General features: G+C 65.0%; 22 protein-coding genes. 7 read left to right on the top strand and 15 right to left on the bottom strand.

The window, feature by feature from the left end:
* Positions 1-65: 65 nt before the first annotated feature.
* The gene (gcvA, locus tag LB552_RS21440) at positions 66-974 is read right to left on the bottom strand and encodes a transcriptional regulator GcvA (RefSeq protein WP_224610064.1); all 909 of its coding nucleotides are present in this window, start codon (positions 972-974) and stop codon (positions 66-68) included.
* Between the two features lie 100 nt (positions 975-1,074).
* Here gcvA and LB552_RS21435 point away from each other — a divergent pair, with 100 nt between their 5' ends.
* Complete coding sequence (locus tag LB552_RS21435; protein WP_224610062.1) at positions 1,075-1,260, top strand: hypothetical protein; 186 nt, start codon at positions 1,075-1,077, stop codon at positions 1,258-1,260.
* Between the two features lie 20 nt (positions 1,261-1,280).
* On the opposite strand, the gene LB552_RS21430 is transcribed toward LB552_RS21435, so the two are convergent.
* Positions 1,281-2,279, bottom strand: coding sequence for a sugar-binding transcriptional regulator (locus LB552_RS21430; RefSeq protein ID WP_263481722.1), 999 nt, complete (start codon positions 2,277-2,279; stop codon positions 1,281-1,283).
* 167 nt (positions 2,280-2,446) lie between these two features.
* Between LB552_RS21430 and LB552_RS21425 the strand changes: the two genes are divergently transcribed.
* A complete protein-coding gene (locus LB552_RS21425; protein WP_224610061.1) occupies positions 2,447-3,079 on the top strand; it encodes an HAD family hydrolase in 633 nt (210 codons plus the stop codon).
* 329 nt (positions 3,080-3,408) lie between these two features.
* Here the strand turns inward: LB552_RS21425 and LB552_RS21420 are convergent, their stop codons facing one another.
* From LB552_RS21420 to ureC, 8 genes are all read right to left on the bottom strand, one after another.
* On the bottom strand, positions 3,409-4,176 hold the full coding sequence (locus tag LB552_RS21420) for a class II aldolase and adducin N-terminal domain-containing protein (RefSeq protein WP_140628305.1): 768 nt from the start codon (positions 4,174-4,176) through the stop codon (positions 3,409-3,411).
* An 82-nt stretch (positions 4,177-4,258) separates the two neighbouring features.
* Complete coding sequence (ureG, locus tag LB552_RS21415) at positions 4,259-4,891, bottom strand: urease accessory protein UreG (RefSeq protein ID WP_095768097.1); 633 nt, start codon at positions 4,889-4,891, stop codon at positions 4,259-4,261.
* Positions 4,888-5,328: a DUF3995 domain-containing protein gene (locus LB552_RS21410; protein WP_224610058.1), complete on the bottom strand. Its 441-nt coding sequence runs from the start codon at positions 5,326-5,328 to the stop codon at positions 4,888-4,890. Before LB552_RS21410 ends, ureG begins: the two co-directional genes overlap by 4 nt.
* A complete protein-coding gene (locus LB552_RS21405; protein ID WP_411966396.1) occupies positions 5,325-6,068 on the bottom strand; it encodes an urease accessory protein UreF in 744 nt (247 codons plus the stop codon). The genes LB552_RS21410 and LB552_RS21405 overlap by 4 nt, the downstream gene beginning before the upstream one ends.
* Positions 5,989-6,558, bottom strand: coding sequence for an urease accessory protein UreE (gene ureE / locus LB552_RS21400; protein ID WP_224610056.1), 570 nt, complete (start codon positions 6,556-6,558; stop codon positions 5,989-5,991). Before ureE ends, LB552_RS21405 begins: the two co-directional genes overlap by 80 nt.
* Positions 6,555-7,160 (bottom strand): glutathione S-transferase family protein, encoded by a 606-nt coding sequence (locus LB552_RS21395; protein WP_224610055.1) that lies wholly within the window; start codon positions 7,158-7,160, stop codon positions 6,555-6,557. The genes ureE and LB552_RS21395 overlap by 4 nt, the downstream gene beginning before the upstream one ends.
* Positions 7,161-7,216: 56 nt before the next feature.
* A complete protein-coding gene (locus LB552_RS21390; RefSeq protein WP_224610053.1) occupies positions 7,217-7,810 on the bottom strand; it encodes a hypothetical protein in 594 nt (197 codons plus the stop codon).
* Positions 7,811-7,903: 93 nt separating this feature from the next.
* A complete protein-coding gene (gene ureC, locus LB552_RS21385; protein WP_411966395.1) occupies positions 7,904-9,616 on the bottom strand; it encodes an urease subunit alpha in 1,713 nt (570 codons plus the stop codon).
* Positions 9,617-9,783: 167 nt separating this feature from the next.
* On the opposite strand from ureC, the gene LB552_RS21380 reads away from it, so the two are divergent.
* On the top strand, positions 9,784-10,161 hold the full coding sequence (locus LB552_RS21380) for a hypothetical protein (protein WP_140546156.1): 378 nt from the start codon (positions 9,784-9,786) through the stop codon (positions 10,159-10,161).
* Positions 10,162-10,320: 159 nt separating this feature from the next.
* A complete protein-coding gene (locus tag LB552_RS21375) occupies positions 10,321-10,806 on the top strand; it encodes a hypothetical protein (protein ID WP_224610051.1) in 486 nt (161 codons plus the stop codon).
* A 20-nt stretch (positions 10,807-10,826) separates the two neighbouring features.
* Here LB552_RS21375 and LB552_RS21370 read toward each other — a convergent pair whose 3' ends face one another.
* The 5 genes from LB552_RS21370 to LB552_RS21350 are packed head-to-tail and all read right to left on the bottom strand — an operon-like array spanning position 10,827 to position 13,231.
* Positions 10,827-11,132, bottom strand: coding sequence for an urease subunit beta (locus LB552_RS21370; protein WP_224610049.1), 306 nt, complete (start codon positions 11,130-11,132; stop codon positions 10,827-10,829).
* Positions 11,133-11,139: 7 nt separating this feature from the next.
* The gene (locus tag LB552_RS21365) at positions 11,140-11,733 is read right to left on the bottom strand and encodes a HupE/UreJ family protein (protein ID WP_224610047.1); all 594 of its coding nucleotides are present in this window, start codon (positions 11,731-11,733) and stop codon (positions 11,140-11,142) included.
* Between the two features lie 25 nt (positions 11,734-11,758).
* Positions 11,759-12,013 carry a DUF1272 domain-containing protein gene (locus tag LB552_RS21360; RefSeq protein WP_224610045.1) on the bottom strand — a complete coding sequence of 85 codons (255 nt, stop codon included), beginning with the start codon at positions 12,011-12,013 and terminating at the stop codon, positions 11,759-11,761.
* A gap of 12 nt (positions 12,014-12,025) precedes the next feature.
* A complete protein-coding gene (locus LB552_RS21355; protein WP_041003069.1) occupies positions 12,026-12,328 on the bottom strand; it encodes an urease subunit gamma in 303 nt (100 codons plus the stop codon).
* A 21-nt stretch (positions 12,329-12,349) separates the two neighbouring features.
* Positions 12,350-13,231 carry an urease accessory protein UreD gene (locus LB552_RS21350; protein WP_224610043.1) on the bottom strand — a complete coding sequence of 294 codons (882 nt, stop codon included), beginning with the start codon at positions 13,229-13,231 and terminating at the stop codon, positions 12,350-12,352.
* A 203-nt stretch (positions 13,232-13,434) separates the two neighbouring features.
* On the opposite strand from LB552_RS21350, the gene LB552_RS21345 reads away from it, so the two are divergent.
* The 3 genes from LB552_RS21345 (at position 13,435) to LB552_RS21335 (ending at position 15,740) form a co-directional block, all read left to right on the top strand.
* Positions 13,435-13,689 (top strand): acyl carrier protein, encoded by a 255-nt coding sequence (locus tag LB552_RS21345; RefSeq protein WP_041003067.1) that lies wholly within the window; start codon positions 13,435-13,437, stop codon positions 13,687-13,689.
* A gap of 4 nt (positions 13,690-13,693) precedes the next feature.
* Positions 13,694-14,902, top strand: a complete 1,209-nt coding sequence (locus LB552_RS21340) for a beta-ketoacyl-[acyl-carrier-protein] synthase family protein (protein WP_224610041.1) — start codon at positions 13,694-13,696, stop codon at positions 14,900-14,902.
* 133 nt (positions 14,903-15,035) lie between these two features.
* Positions 15,036-15,740 carry a glutathione S-transferase family protein gene (locus tag LB552_RS21335; RefSeq protein ID WP_224610040.1) on the top strand — a complete coding sequence of 235 codons (705 nt, stop codon included), beginning with the start codon at positions 15,036-15,038 and terminating at the stop codon, positions 15,738-15,740.
* The last annotated feature ends 363 nt before the right edge of the window (positions 15,741-16,103 follow it).

Raw genomic sequence — 16,103 nt, 5'->3', positions numbered from 1 at the left:
CGCCGCACGACCCGGTTGGGCGACGCGCCGGTATCCTAGGGAGGAGGAACGTCAGGGCGATTGGCTTACGGGCAGGCGATCTCGGCCAGGAGCCAGTCGCGGAAGGCGCGGATCTTCGGCACGTTGCGGCGCGCCGTCGGATAGACCAGCCAATAGGCATGGCCGTCGTCGCCGACGAGGTCGAAGGGCTGGACCAGGCGGCCGTCGGCGATCTCGTTCTTGAACAACGACCTGGTCAGGATCGCAACGCCATGGCCGGCCATGGCCGCGTTCGCTTCATAGGCCTGCGCGCCCATGCTGGAGCCCGGCCGTTTGGCGAGGTCGTGCCCGGTCACGCCGGCGGCCTCGAACCATTGCGTCCACCAGATGTCGCCGGGGTCGAGGATCGGCAGGCGCAACAGGTCCGCCGGCTCCTTGACGCCGCCGATGCTCGCCGCGAGCTTGGGGCTCAGCATCGGCGTGAAGTCGGCGTCGAGCAGCTTGTGCGCCTCAAGGCCCGGCCACTTGCCGCCGCCGGAGCGGATGGCGAGGTCGACATCCTCGCGCGTGAAATCGGTGAGGCGGCTCGACGTGTCGAGCCGCACGGCAAGGGCCGGATGGGCGAGCTGGAACGAGCCCAGATGCTGCGCCAGCCAGTTGGAGGCGAAGGTCAGCACGGTGGTGACGCAGAGCAGTCCGTCGGCGCCGCCGCGCGCCGCGGCATAGGCCTGGCCCAGGATGGAAAAAGCTTCGCTGACGGCGGGCGCCAGGCGCCGGCCGGGCTCGGTCAGCTCGATCTGCTTCGGCCTGCGCAGGAACAGCGGCGCGCCGATGCGCTCCTCCAGCAGCTTGATCTGGTAGCTCGCGGCCGCCTGGGTCATGCCCAGTTCCTGCGCCGCCTTGGTGAAGGACAGGTGCCTTGCCACCGCTTCGAACACCCGGATCGCCTGCAGCGGCGGCAGCGGCGCAAGCTGCGGAGGGCTGAGATCGGGCATAAGGCCTCCTTATGGGTCATGATCGAGGTTTAATTGGAAGCACGAACCGGCCAGACCGATATTTGGGATCAACGATCAATCCAGTTCAAGGCTGACGATCATGGTCACGCTTCAGGAAAAACTCGTTTCCACCCCGGCGCACGGCTGGTTTTACGCGCTTATGCGCGGATTTGCACGGTTTTCGGGCCGCAGGCGCGGCTATATCGATGTCCGGGAACTATCCGAGCATCTGCAGCGCGACATGGGTTTTCTCGACGGCAACGACCCGCGCAGCCCCTCCCAATAAGCCGGCTGTTTTATGGGCAATCAGCCGGCAAGCAGGGCTTCGGCAGTCCGCTCGTCGGTGATGAGGCCATTGACCAGCCGGCGGTTGACGGCCGCCAGGATGCCCGGCAGCTTGCGCTCGCCCATGGCCAAGGCGATGACCAGCGACTTCTCCCGCGACGGCAGCGCGGCGGAAGAGACGCGGTCGTTAGTGATGCCTTCGATCATGCGGCCCTCGCGGTCGAACACCCAGCCGACGATCTCGGCGATGCCGCCGGCCTTCTGCAGCGCCTTCAGCTCGCCTTCTGAAATGAAGCCGTCTTCGTAGAGCGGCGCCTTGGGCCCGAGATCGCCGATGCCGACGAAGGTGACGTCGGCTTCCGCGGCCAGCGCCAGCGTCGGCTGGATCATCGGCTGGTTGAGCAGCATCTCGCGCTCTTCCGGCGAGGAGGCGATGACCGGCAGCGGCATCGGGAAAGACCGCGCCTTGACGCGGTCGGCCATGGTGAAGATGACGTTGTAAAAGGCGGCCGAACCGTCGGGCGAGATGTTGCCGGTCAAGGACACGACCTTATGCTGCGGGCAGTCCATCGGCGGCAGCTGCTCGATGGCGGCCTTCAGCGTGCGCCCGGTGCCGATCGCCATGACGATGGGGGCTTCTGAGCGCAGCCGGCGTTCGATCTCGGCGGCGGCCGCCTCGGCGATGCCGATCGTCGTCGAGTTCGAGGTCGGGTCGCTCGGCACAACCTCGACAAGGTCGAGCGCGAAGCGCGACTTCAGCCGCGCGGCGAGGTCGAGGCAATTGGCGATCGGATGGTCGACCCGCACCTTGATCAGCCCTTCCGACATGGCAAGCGACACCAGCCGCTGCGCCGTCTGCCTGGAGATGCCGAGCTTGGCGGCGATCTGGTCCTGCGTGTTGCCGGCGACGTAATAGAGCCAGCCGGCGCGCGCGGCGTCGTCCAACCTGGTGCTGCCGGTTTCCTGTCGCGAATACACGTCCTGCCTCCCCGCCCGCGAGAATGCTGAAACGGGCGCCATAGCTTACAGCGAATATCGCGTCGCGCAATTGTCTATCGAAAGAGCAATTGCTTGCACGTGTCGAAGGCTCTCGACGGACCAGTCAGCCGTCCGCCCAAGCATTTGCCGGCGGGATGGTTTATCTCCACCCGGAAACCGATTAAGGGGATCGGCGAAAGGAGCCGCGCATGACGCCAAAAGCCGTTTTCTGGGACATGGACGGAACACTGGTCGACAGCGAGCCGTTGCACGCGGCGGCGCTGGCGGCGGCGCTGCGCAGCGTCGGCATCGCCCCGCCGCACGACCTGCATGAGCGCGTGCTGGGCATCGCGGCATGGCCGGTCTACGAGATGCTGCGCGACGAATTCGGCCTCGCCCTGCCCTTCGATGACTGGATCGTGCGCAAATACGATCACTATTTGCCGCTGGCCGAAACGCTGAAGCCACGCCCCGGCGCGATCGAAGTGTTCAACGAATTGCGCGCGCTCGGCGTCGAGCAGGCGGTGGTGTCCAACTCCGACCGGCTGATCGTCGACGCCAATCTGCGCGCCGTCGGCCTCACCTATCCCGGCATGCTGACGGTCAGCCGCAACGATGTGATCGACGGCAAGCCGCTGCCCGAGCCCTTCCTGCGCGCCGCCTACCTGGCCGGCGTCGAGCCGGTGGACGCGTTCGCCGTCGACGACAGCCTGACCGGCGCCATGGCCGGACTGGCGGCCGGCATGAAGACGATCTTCTGGCCGGAAGCGCCAATGGAAGGTCCGGCCGGCGCGATCGTGATCAGCAGCGCCGAGGAGCTGCGGAAAGAGCTTGGACTCTAACGGGACCGCCAAGATCGGCCCTGCCCCTCATTGGACCTTCGAGCAGCTTGGCGCATGCATTGTCCAATGTGGCGCTGGTCGACCCCCACTCCGTCTCGGCTTCGCCGAGCCACCTCTCCCCCGATCGACGGGGGAGAGGAAAGGCGCCAGGCTTTTTGTCGTCGACATCGTCCAGCAACGCTCCCTTCCTTTCCCTCCGGAGGGGGGAAAGGTGGCGCTGCGAAGCAGCGACGGATTGGGGGAACCACGTCGCGATCAAGCCGGGGCCCGATCAGTCAGTCACAGAAGATCTATGCGTAGCGTAACCGGGGAGAAGGAAGGGGTCAGCATCAGTTCCTATAGACCGGCTCTTCCTCGTCGAGGATCGCTTTCAGCTCCGCCAGATGGCGCTCGGCCTGGCCCGGATAATCGTCCATTTCGCGCGCGGTCTTCTCGGCGATCTCGTCGGAGAGCGTGCGCAGCGGACGGCCGGTCCACAGCGCCTTGATGTAGGTCTCGGCGGCGCGCTCGAAATAGAACATGCGGTTGAAGGTGTCGGCGACGGTGTCGCCGATGACCATCACGCCGTGATTGCCCATGACCATCACCTTGACCTTGGGGTCGGTGAGAAGCTGTGAGCAGCGTTCGCCCTCTTCCTCGAAAGCCAGCCCGCCATAATTGGCGTCGACGACATGGCGGTTGAAGAACATGGCCGAGTTCTGGTCGACCGGCGGCAGCGTCGAATCGGCCAGCGAGGCAAGCACCGTGGCGTGGATCGAATGGACATGCATGGCGCAGCGCGCATGCGGGACGTTGCGATGGATGGCGCCGTGCAGGCCCCAGGCGGTCGGGTCGGGCGCGTTGGGGCCGGACAGCGTGTCGGGATCGTTGGCGTCGATCAGCAGCAGGTCGCTCGCCTTGATGCGCGAGAAATGCACCTGGTTGGGATTCATCAGGAACTTCGTGCCTTCGTCGTTGACGGACAGCGAGAAATGGTTGGCCACCGCCTCATGCATGTTGAGCCGCGCCGTCCAGCGGAAGGCGGCGGCGAGATCGACCCGCTCCTCATAGTAAGGCAGGTTGCTCAGCGGTTCCTTGTGCAGGCGGGCAAGGCTCATCGAAAATCCTCCGCTTGGGTTTGTTTTCCGAGAATGCCGCGCATGGCGGCTGCGAGCAACCGATAAACGCTGGCTCAGCGGATCAAGCCGCCGGGCGCGTCGACTGAAGGCCGCCTTGCTCGACGATAAAGTCGATCACTTCCTGCAAGCCTTTGCCGCGCGACAGATCAGTGAAGCCGAAGGGCCTTTTGCCGCGCATGCGGCCGGCGTCGCTCTCCATGACGTCGAGGTTGACGTTCACATAGGGCGCCAGATCGCTCTTGTTGATGATCAGGAAATCCGAGCGGGTGATGGCCGGGCCGCCCTTGCGCGGGATCTCCTCGCCCTGGCAGACCGAGATGACGTAGAGGGTCAAGTCGGCAAGGTCCGGCGAGAAGGTGGCGGCGAGATTGTCGCCGCCGGATTCGATGAAGATGATGTCGAGATCCGGGAATTTCTTGTTCAGCTCGGCAATGGCGCGCAGATTGATCGAGGCATCCTCGCGGATGGCGGTGTGCGGACAGCCGCCGGTCTCGACACCGACGATGCGCTCTTCGGGCAATGCTTGTAGCCGCGCGAGCATCATCGCATCCTCCTTGGTGTAGATGTCGTTGGTGACGACGGCGATCGAAAAGTCGTCGCGCAGCGCCTTGCAGAGCTTTTCGGTGAGCGTCGTCTTGCCGGAGCCGACCGGCCCGCCGATGCCGATGCGAAGAGGACCGTTTTTCGATGTCATGCCGGAAACTCCGTGATGGCAAGGATTGAGAAGCCTGCCCCGATCAAGAGGCAAAGCGGCGAATAAAGACTTTGGTCAAGCCGCGCGAAAGGCTGTTCGGGCGCAAACCGGCGCCACCAGGGCGTGAAGCCGGCGATGCCGCGGCCGAGGAAGACGAGGCCGATCATCAAAGCCGTGGCAGCCAGGCCTTCCCGTGGAAAGGGCGTCGCAAAGACACCCGCGAGCGCCAGTGGCCAGAGCGTCGCGAGCGCGAGGCAAGCGGCGACAGCAAAACTCGCGAATGACGACGGCATCTCATCGACACCGCGGAAGCCGACGACGGCGCGGGCGCAGGATGCCTGGTCCGTGCCCGGCCAGATACCGCCTATGCCCCAATAGACGTGCAGCGTTGTGATCAGGAGCAGGACCAAGGAGAGGATGACGGCAAGCACGATCATGAGCGGAACAGCCTGGAGTATTGCGTCTCGTGCTGCATCGCCATGATGTCGGACATGAAGGCCGCGCCACCCAGATCGTCCAGGCTGGAAGCGGCGGCGCGCGATGCGGTTGCCAGCGCCAGAGGTTCGAAGCCGGCTAATGATGCGACGGCGTCGACCTGGCCGACGACACCCAACCTGATTGCCGCTTGCAGGAGATTGGAGAAGAAAGCCTGCAGAACGGCGGAGAGCGCCTCCGAAAGGCCGATGCCGCTGCTGCCCGCAAGGGCGCCGACTGCTACGCAATAGGGGCAATCGGCCGGCAGGCGCTCCAGCGCTCGAGACGACCAGGCCGACGCCGCCTGGAGGAAGGCTGTGCCCTGCAGCATGGTTTCCGTGTGCCGCTCCTGCGACCCGGCAAGCGCTTCGGCCAGCGCGGCAACCTCGCTGAGATCGCCGCCGTCACGTCCGCGGCGCCAGCTTTCGGCGAAGAGCACGGCATCGTTCCAGCCCGAGCCGATCTCGACCAGCGTTTCGAGCCAGCCCGCAAGATCGTCGCGACCGGCGATCAGCCCGTCCTGCACGGCGCGTTCGAGGCCGTGGCTGTAAGAGAAGCCGCCGACCGGAAAGGACGGCGACAGCCAGGCCATCAGCCGCAGCAGCGCGACGCTGGAAAGCTCCTCAGTCATGATGGTGGTGGTGGTCGTGCGCATGATCGTGGTGATCGTGATCATGGCCGTGGTGGTCATGATCGTGATCATGCGAATGGCCGTGGTCGCGGCTATGCCCGGAATAGGCGCCACGCACTGGGCTGAAGGGCTGCGAAACCTCGTTCACCGTGGCGCCGAGGCCTTCGAGCATCGCCTTGATGACATGATCGCGCAGGATGAGGATGCGGTGCGCCTCGATCGCCGCCGCGAGGTGACGGTTGCCGATGTGCCAGGCAAGTTCGGTGAGATGAACCGCGTCGCGGGCGCGGATGTCGTAGACCTCCTCGGGCGCGGCGACGATTTCGAGTTGGCGGCCGTCTTCCAGCACCAGCCGGTCGCCATTACCGAGCGCCACCGGCTCGGGCAGGTCGACCAGCACCTTTTCGCCACCGGCCGTCTCGATGGCGCGGCGACGCAGGTGCCGCTCGTCATGCGGCAGCACGGCTTTGTCGTAGGGCTCGGTCAAAGCCGGATCGTCGGCGGCGAGCACCGAAACGGCACGCGGGAATTTGGTGAAATCGGTGTTAATGTTGAGCTTCATTTCATGGCTCCGCCATTGGCTTGCGCCCTTGCACGGGCGGGGCGCTGAAGGACACGGTCGAAATAGGCATTTACCCTTTCGGAATCGATCGGGAAACGGCCGGCGCGCGCCCAGCCGCCGATATCGCCGAGCAGCACGTCGACGGCCGAGAAGCGGTCGCCCAGCGCAAAGGGCTTGTCGCCAAGCCGCCGTTCCAGCGCCTTTATTTCGGATGCGAAATCATAGGCTGCGGCCGGGCCGACATCGACCCGCACATCCTTGGGCAGCAGGAAGCGGTGGCGCAGCTTGTTCCACAGCGGCGCTTCCAGCTCGCTCTGGGCGAAATGCATCCAGGAATCCATCTCGGCACGGCCGGCAAGACCCGGATTGGCGCCCATGCCTTTGTCGGCGTGCTTATCGGCCAGATAGACGCAGATCGCCGCCGAGTCGGTCACCTGGAGGTCGCCGTCGATCAGGATCGGCACCTTGCCGGAGGGGTTGAGCGCGTAAGCCTCCGGCGAGCGCAGCTTCACCTCGACGAATTCGTAGGGCTGCCCGAGCTCCTCGAGCATCCAGAGCACCCGGCTGACCCGGGATCCGCGCGATCCGACGGCCTTGTACATGGTTAACCTTGCTTTTCCGAAACCTTAGACCATCGCCCGTATCAGCCCAATGGCGCTCAGACGATGGTGTCGAAGAGCCGCAGGATGAACGATATCTGGTAGACAAGCGCAGCCGCGACGAAAGCGATGTGGAAACGGCGGTCGCGTACCAGGATCGCCACCAGGCAAAGCGCGACGAAGACCGGCGTGCGGATCAGATATTCATTGCCGAAGCGGGCGAAATGCTCCGGGCCCTTGAGCAGCGTGTCGATCACGTCGAGCAGATAGGTAGCCGCCAGCAGCCCGAAGAACCAGGCGCGGCGCGAGTAAAAATAATCCTCGTAGCTGGTGTAGTCGAGCATCGAATCCGGAAACAGCAGCGCGCAAAGCAGGAACAGTGTGATGGCGTAGAAGATGATGAAAAGATATTTGCCGAAGGTCCAGTTCTCGATCGCGTAGAGGCCGAATTCCCACCACCAGAAATGCACCAGCATCAACAGCACCGAAGCGACCCAGGCGAGATGCACCGCATAGAGCCGGTACTGGCCTGGATGCTGGACGATGCGGGCAGTTCCCGAAAGCAGACGCGTGACGCCGAGGCCGATCACCATGCCCATGACGATGCGGATATGCGGGAAGATGTCGTGCGGGGAGGCGATTTCGGTGGGCATGCGTAATCACAATGCGGCTGCTGCTTTGCCGCATATTGCGGTCTGCGCGCGCGAGCCGCAACGATATTTGCCCATTCACCGATCAGCCGCCTGTCAAAACAGGAAATACCTCTGCGCCATCGGCAGCACGGTCGCGGGCTCGCAGGTCAACAGCTCGCCGTCGGCGCGCACTTCGTAGGTCTCGGGATCGACCTCGACATGCGGCGTGGCGTCGTTGAGCACCATCGAATGCTTGCCGATGCCGCCGCGCGTGTTCTCGACCGCGATCATCGCCTTGTCGACGCCCAGCCTGCCCTGCAGGCCGGCGTCGAAGGCGGCCTTCGAGACGAAGGTCACCGATGAATTGGTCAAGGCCTTGCCATAGGCGCCGAACATCGGCCGGTAGTGCATCGGCTGCGGCGTCGGGATCGAGGCGTTCGGATCGCCCATGGGTGCTGCGGCGATCGAGCCGCCGACCAGCACCATCTCCGGCTTGACCCCGAAGAAGGCCGGATTCCACAGCACGAGATCGGCGCGCTTGCCGACGGTGATCGAGCCGATCTCCTTCGACAGGCCATGCGCGATGGCCGGATTGATCGTGTATTTGGCGATGTAGCGGCGGACGCGGAAATTGTCGTTGTCGCCGGTCTCGTCCGGCAGCGCGCCGCGCTGGCGCTTCATCTTGTCGGCGGTCTGCCAGCAGCGGATCGCCACCTCGCCGACGCGGCCCATGGCCTGGCTGTCGGAAGAGATTATCGAGAAGGCGCCGATGTCGTGCAGTATGTCCTCGGCGGCGATCGTCTCCTTGCGGATGCGGCTTTCGGCAAAGGCGATGTCCTCCGGGATCGACGGCGACAGATGGTGGCACACCATCAGCATATCGAGATGCTCGGCGAGCGTGTTGACCGTGTATGGCCGGGTCGGGTTGGTCGAGGAAGGGATGACGTTGGGCAGGCCGCAGACCTTGATGATGTCGGGCGCATGGCCGCCGCCGGCGCCCTCGGTATGAAAGGCATGGATGGTGCGGCCCTTGATGGCCGCCACCGTGTTCTCGACGAAGCCGGATTCGTTCAGCGTATCGGTATGGATCATTACCTGCACGTCGTAGGCGTCGGCGACCGACAAGCAGCAATCGATGGCGGCCGGGGTCGTGCCCCAGTCCTCATGCAGCTTCAGCGAGCAGGCGCCGGCCAGCACCATCTCTTCAAGCGCCGCCGGCTTTGACGCATTGCCCTTGCCCGACAGGCCGATATTCATCGGAAAGGCATCGAAGGACTGGATCATGCGCGCCATGTGCCAGGGTCCCGGCGTGCAGGTGGTGGCCAAAGTGCCGTGCGCGGGGCCCGTGCCGCCGCCCAGCATTGTCGTGACACCGCTCATCAGCGCTTCCTCGATCTGCTGCGGGCAGATGAAATGGATATGCGCGTCGAATCCGCCGGCCGTCAGGATCTTGCCTTCGCCGGCGATGATCTCGGTGCCGGGGCCGATGATGATGGTGACGCCGCCCTGCGTGTCCGGATTGCCGGCCTTGCCGATCGCGGCGATGCGGCCATCCTTCAGGCCGATATCGGCCTTGACGATGCCGGTGAGCGCATCGACGACCAGCGCATTGGTGATGACGGTATCGACGGCGCCGCCGGCCCGCGTCACCTGGCTTTGGCCCATGCCGTCGCGGATGACCTTGCCGCCGCCGAATTTTACTTCCTCGCCGTAAACGGTGAGATCCTTCTCCACCTCGATGAAGAGCTCGGTGTCGGCAAGCCGCACCTTGTCGCCGACCGTCGGTCCATACATCTGCGCATAGGCGGCACGGCTTATCCTGGCCATCAGCGATTGCTCCCGAAATTCAGGTTGAATGAACGCGAGGTGCACATTGTCGCCACCCAATGGTCACGCAATGACCCGCTCGGCGACACCTTGCGCTCCCATTTGGCGGTTGAGGTGCCCCGGTCAGCCCAGAACGACCGTTTGCCAAACCGATGGAAGGAATATCCATGCTCAAAGCGATTCTTCTCGCCGCAACCGCCACTACGTTGATGGCGGGCACTGCCAATGCCCAGCAGCAGCCGACGCCGCAGCCCAGTCCCGCGCCGACCGCGCCCGCCGCGCCGAAGGCCCAGTCCGCGGCGCCCGCTATCCAAAGCGTCAATGTCGTCGACATCACCGAACTGCCCAAGGACACGCAGACGCAGGTCAACCAGATCGTGGCGCAGCGCGGCGATGCCGGCCTGCAGACATTGCGCAAGTCGATCGACGCCACGCCCAAGGTCAAATCCGCGCTCGAAGCCAAGGGCATGAGCTCCGCGCAAGTGATCGCTGCAAGCATGCAGCCCAATGGCGCGCTGACGCTGATCACCAAGAAGGCGAGCTAATTGCACGCCCAGGCGGGCCGCCTTGCGGTCCGCCTGCCTTATTTTGAAGGGAATGCGGGCCGCGTCACGGTCCGCCTGCCGGCTTTTGAAGGGAACCTCCGGCCAAGCAGGACCGTTTCGCTGTTGTCGCCCCGCCACGAGTTCAGTCAGGAGCGAGCGATGGCGAAAGCCCCGCGTTTTAAAAGATGGAGTTCCGCGGTTGCCGCCACGCTTTTCGTGGCCGGGCCGCATGCAGCGCCCGCGGCGCAGCCGCTGGACAACGACAGGCCTGCCGCGGCAATCGTCGATTCCGATGTCCGGCAGGAAGAGGCGCTTTCCTCGACGGAGGCCGGAAAGGTCATCACTGCCATCGACCGCACCCGCGACAACATCGGCACGGTGCGAAAGACAACCAAGCTCGATACGGTCGACATCGTGTTCCTGACCGACGCGGCGCGCAGCGAGGGCGGGCCGCCGCCGGCGATAGAGAACAAGGTGAAGCAGCATCAGGAGGATGTCGCCGAACTGCGCCAGGAGATCGAGGCGAACGCCCTGCTCTTCAACGCGATCGATTCGCGGCGCGTGCAGGCCGAGGACGTGCTCGCCGTAGAGTTCGACAATCCGGGGAAGGTCGTCATCTATGCCGCCGCCAAGCCTCCGAAGTGATGTGAGCGCGCCGGCGGACGTCACAGCTTGCCCATCACCTTTTGCTGGAAGCCATAGACCTCGCGCTTGCCGCCCAGCGGCACCAGCGTGACGTCGCGCTCCTGCCCGGGCTCGAAGCGCGTCGCGGTGCCGGCGGCGATGTCGAGCCGCATGCCGCGCGCGCTCTCGCGGTCGAATTTCAGGCCCTCATTGGTCTCGTAGAAATGATAGTGGCTGCCGACCTGGATCGGCCGGTCGCCGCTGTTGGCGACCTTGAGCGTGACGGTCGGCAGCCCATTGTTGAGCTCGATCTCGCCCTTGGCCGCGATGATTTCGCCGGGAATCATCGCGCCCTCACAACACGCCGAAGGCGAGGCCGACGCCGGCCGCCGCGCAAGCCGCACCTGCAGCGCGCGCCAGGCTGCGGAAGCGCATGCCGAGGCCGAGGGCCGCCGCGATGCCCACGGCATGGAGAAGGGCCGTCGCGGCGGCGAAGCCCGCAATGTATTCCAGCCCGCCGGCGTTTTCGGGCACTTCCGTGCCGTGGGCGTGACCATGGAACAGCGCGAACAGACCGATGACCGCGATCCCGGTCGAGACCGGCAGGTCGATCGCCAGCGCCACCAGCAGGCCAAGCGTCACCACGGAAGCGAGGATGCCGGGCTCGACGAAAGGCATCGGCACATGCAGCATGCCGAGCGCGCCGCCGGCCAGCATCACGCCGACAAAGGCCAGCGGCCAGGCCCAGATAGCCTTGCCGCCCTTCAGCGCCGCCCAAAGGCCGACGGCGATCATGACCGTCATGTGGTCGAGACCGGACAGCGGGTGCGCGAAACCGGCGGCGAAGGACGAGGTCGTGGCGATGCCGACATGGGCATAGGCCGGCATGGCGGCCGCCAGGAAAAGGATCGCGGCAAGCGTGGTACGTTTCGTCGAAGCGGGGATCATCTTTCTGCCCTTCCAATTGAGCCGGTCAAGCGGCCTTGCGCGGGCCGCAGCCTTCGGCCTTGAGCACGCGCCTGGTCGACGGCGGATATTTCGTCAGCTTGGCCGCCGGCCGGATCGGCCGCGGCGCGAAATTGCCGCCGCAATTGGGGCAGACGCCACCCAGCACATTGTCCACGCAGTCGGCGCAGAAGGTGCATTCGAAGGTGCAGATCAGCGCATCGGCCGCTTCCGGCGGCAGATCCTTGTCGCAGCATTCGCAATTCGGCCTGAGCTCCAGCATCTGTCTTCCTCCTCACCGGATCGGTTCATGCACGGTCACCAGCTTGGTGCCGTCGGGAAATGTCGCCTCGACCTGGACGTCGTGGATCATCTCGGCGATGCCGTCCATGACCTGGGCGCGGGTGACGACATGCGCACCCGCTTCCATCAGTTCCGCGACCGGGCGGCCGTCGCGCGCGCCTTCGACGACGAAGTCGGTGATAAGGGCGATGGCTTCGGGATGGTTGAGCTTGACGCCGCGCTCCAGCCGCTTGCGCGCCACCATCGCCGCCATAGCGATCAGCAGTTTGTCTTTTTCACGCGGCGTCAGGTTCATGCAACTTCCCGGCAATCGAAATCAGAGTGACCACAATTTAGGCAGGCCCGCCCGCCCATTGAGCAGTTCGACGAGCGGAACCAGCCGCTTGCGGAGCTGGTAGCCGTCGCCGGCACAGAGCCTCGCAAGAAGCTTGCCAGATCGGCCGACGCGCCAGAAACTGGCGCCGCCCCAACCACCGATGGCGGGGTCGCCGATGATGGCGCGGGCGGGCTCCAGCAGACTTTCGGCCTGCGGCGACACCAGCAGCAATGTGGCGACGGCAAGCGCGCCGCCGGTCGCCGCCGGCCGCTGGAGCGTTGCGGCGATGTCCGGGCCGAGCCGAAAATCCTCCGCATGGATCAGCGCGCCGCCCTGGCGGACCCGCCAGCGGTCATGGAAACTGCCGTTGGTTGTCCGCTCGCCCATCGCCAGCCGGCCGAACAGCGCGGCCTCCAGCACCAATGCCTCGGCATCGTCGCCAAGCTCGACATCCAGCGTGCGGGCGAAGGCGGCGCGGTCGAAAACGATGGTTTCCTGCGGCAGCCAGGCGATGCGGCCGCCCGGACCGACCCGCAGGTTGACGCTTGTCTCGGCCCTGTCGGCGGCGGCGCGATAGACCTTCTCGCAGGCCTGGGTGGTGACGGCGGCGGAGGCGTCGGCGCCGACCTCGACCGTCCAGCCGAGGCGATCGCCGCCGGTCAGCCCGCCGGCGGTGTTGATCAGCACCGCCTCGAGCGGATCGCCTTGCACCGCCGGCAGGCGGATCTTGGCCGATCCGTCCTGATAGAGCCGCCGCAGGCGCGTCCGGCCGCCGCTCTTGCCGCAGATAAGCCTGCCTAGGCCGGCAACGCGTTGCGCGGCAGGCAAGGAAGGGGCGGCCAAAGGCGAGGCAGGCTGGGATGTCAAAGTGTTGCCGATCATGTCCATGATCCCAGGTTAAGCACTCCGGCGGCTTTGTCGATATCGCTTGTTGCTTGACATCGTTTCGGTTTCTATAGAGGGAAGCCACCTTGGAGCGGTCGCGCGGTGCCTGGCGAGGTAAGGCAACGGCGTTTGTTGGGTCCGGGGATCAAAAAAAGAGGCGCTGATCAGTTGGCGTCGGGCAACGACAGGGAAGGAACCGAATGGCTGACCAGCTGACGACCGAGATCATCGAAAAGATCAAGGCGCATGCCGATACCGGCGGCGAGGAAATCACCGCCAGCACCGATCTCGGCACGCTCGGCATCCATTCGCTGGAGCTGACCGAGATCATCTTCGATCTCGAGGAAAAGTACGGCATCGAGATCGAGATGAACACGGTCGATGCCTGGAGCAACCTCAAGAACGTCGGCGACATGGTCGAGGCGGTTCGCGAACTGATCGCGAAAAAAGCCTGACTGCATGCAAAAACGCGTCGTCATCACCGGTATTGGCGGGATTTGCGGGCTCGGCAACGATGCGGCGGCGATATGGGACGCCATGCGCGCCGGCCGCTCGGCCATCGGCCCTATCGACAATCCGTCGCTGCATGACCTCAAGGTCAAGACCGGCTGCGAAATCAAGCAATTGCCGGACCATGGCATCGACCGCAAGCAGGTCGTGTCGATGGACCGCTTCAGCCTGCTGGCCGTGATCGCGGCGCGGGAAGCCATGCAGCAATCGGGCTTGACCGCACATGCCGACAACACCTACCGGATGGGCGCAATCGTCGGCATCGGCGTCGCGGGCTTCGAGACGATCGAGGAGAATTACCGCGCCATCCTGCTCGAAGGGCGCAACCGCGCCGCCATCTTCACCGTGCCGAAAGTGATGCCGGGCGCGGCCGCCGGCCAGGTCAGCATGAATCTCGGGTTGCGCGGTCCTGTTTTCGGGGCCACTTCGGCCTGCTCGTCGGCCAACCATGCGATTTCCTCGGCCGTCGACCAGATCAGGCTCGGCCGCGCCGACGTGATGGTCGCCGGCGGCACCGAAGCGCCGCTGGTGTGGGGCGTGCTGAAGGGCTGGGAGGCGCTCAGGGTGCTTTCGCCCGACACCTGCCGCCCGTTCTCGGCCGACCGTGCCGGCTTGGTGCTCGGCGAAGGCGCCGGCATGGCGGTGCTGGAAAGCTACGATCACGCGATGGCGCGCGGCGCCACCATCCTGGCCGAGATCGCCGGCGTCGGGCTTTCTGCCGATGCCTCCGACATCGTCGCGCCGACCATCGAGGGACCGGAAGCGGCAATGCGTTTTTGCCTGGCGGATGCCGGGCTCAATCCGGAAGATGTCGACTATCTCAACGCGCACGGCACCGGCACCAAGGCTAATGATCAGATCGAGACCGCGGCAATCAAGCGCGTCTTCGGCGAGCATGCCCGTTCGCTTTCGGTGTCCTCGACCAAGTCGATGCATGCGCATTGCCTCGGCGCTTCCGGCGGGCTGGAGATGCTCGCCTGCGTTATGGCGATCCGCGACGGCATCGTGCCGCCGACCGCCAATTACCGCGAGCCGGACCCCGAATGCGATCTCGACGTGACGCCGAACACGGCGCGCGAGCGCAGGGTGCGCGCGGCGCTCAGCAACAGTTTCGCCTTCGGCGGAACCAATGCGGTGCTGGCCTTCAAGACGGTTTGACCGCGGCCCACTGGTTGACTGTGTGTCCATGCCAAGCCGCTTGCCGGTGTATTGATCCCGGCCGGCCGGGATCCTAATTCTCCCTGACCCGCCATGAGCGCCGCCCGCTGCCGATCCGCATCCGGAGTTTGCGATGACCGACCTGTCCGCCTTTCCGATCGCCAAGCGCTGGCCGGCCAAGCAGCCCGAGCGCCTGCAGCTTTATTCCGCCACGACGCCCAATGGCGTGAAGGCGTCGATCGCGCTGGAGGAGATCGGCCTGCCTTATGAGTCGCATTATGTCGATATCGGCAAGAATGAGAGCTGGACGCCGGAATTCCTGTCGCTCAATCCGAACGGCAAGATACCGGCGATCATCGATCCGGACGGTCCGGGCGGCAAGCCGATCGGCCTGTTCGAATCCGGCGCCATCCTGCTCTATCTGGCCGACAAGACCGGCAAGCTCATTCCCGCCGATCCGGCGCGCCGCTACGAGACGATCCAATGGGTGTTCTTCCAGATGGCGGCGATCGGCCCGATCTTCGGGCAGGTCGGCTTCTTCCACAAATTCGCCGGACGCGAGATCGCCGACAAGCGGCCGCTGGAGCGTTACCGCGACGAGTCGCGGCGGCTGATCGGCGTCATGGAAACGCGCCTGAAGGGTCGCAAGTGGATCATGGACGACGACTATACCATCGCCGATGTGTCGATGCTGGGCTGGGTGCGCAACCTGATCGGGTTCTACGAGGCGCGCGACCTGGTCGGTTTCGACGATTTCCCGACCGTTGCCGAATGGCTGGAGCGCGGCCTGGCACGGCCTGCGGTGAAGAGGGGCCTGACCATCCCGGCGAAGGGCTGAAGTAGCTTCGGGAAACGTGCAGCGGTGGGCGCAACAAAAAAGCCCTGCGGGCGTGCTTGACCGAGGTTGATCGCGCGGCCCATGCCGGGCTGGTTCGACGCTCGGAAAAGGCGCTTTGGCTGAAGATGGCGGTGGCTAAGCGGGCGCGGCTAGCGCCTGCGTTGGAGATTAGCCGAAACCCCCGTGTCGTCGTCATACTCGGGCTTGACCCGAGTATCCATGCCGTGGCCCTTGCCGTAGAGTGCAACGGTGCAGAATTCTGTAACCGCAGCAACGCCTTAGCGTCACGGCATGGCAACTGTGTTCACGCGAATGCGGTTTTGTCGCGAATGATAGCGTTGAGGACGACCAGGAGCTTCCTTG

Origin of the sequence: Mesorhizobium sp. CA7 (assembly GCF_020165015.1) — a bacterium.
Lineage (GTDB): Bacteria > Pseudomonadota > Alphaproteobacteria > Rhizobiales > Rhizobiaceae > Mesorhizobium.
The sequence above is the reverse complement of the archived record's forward strand: the minus strand, read 5'-3'. Positions and strand labels throughout refer to the sequence as shown.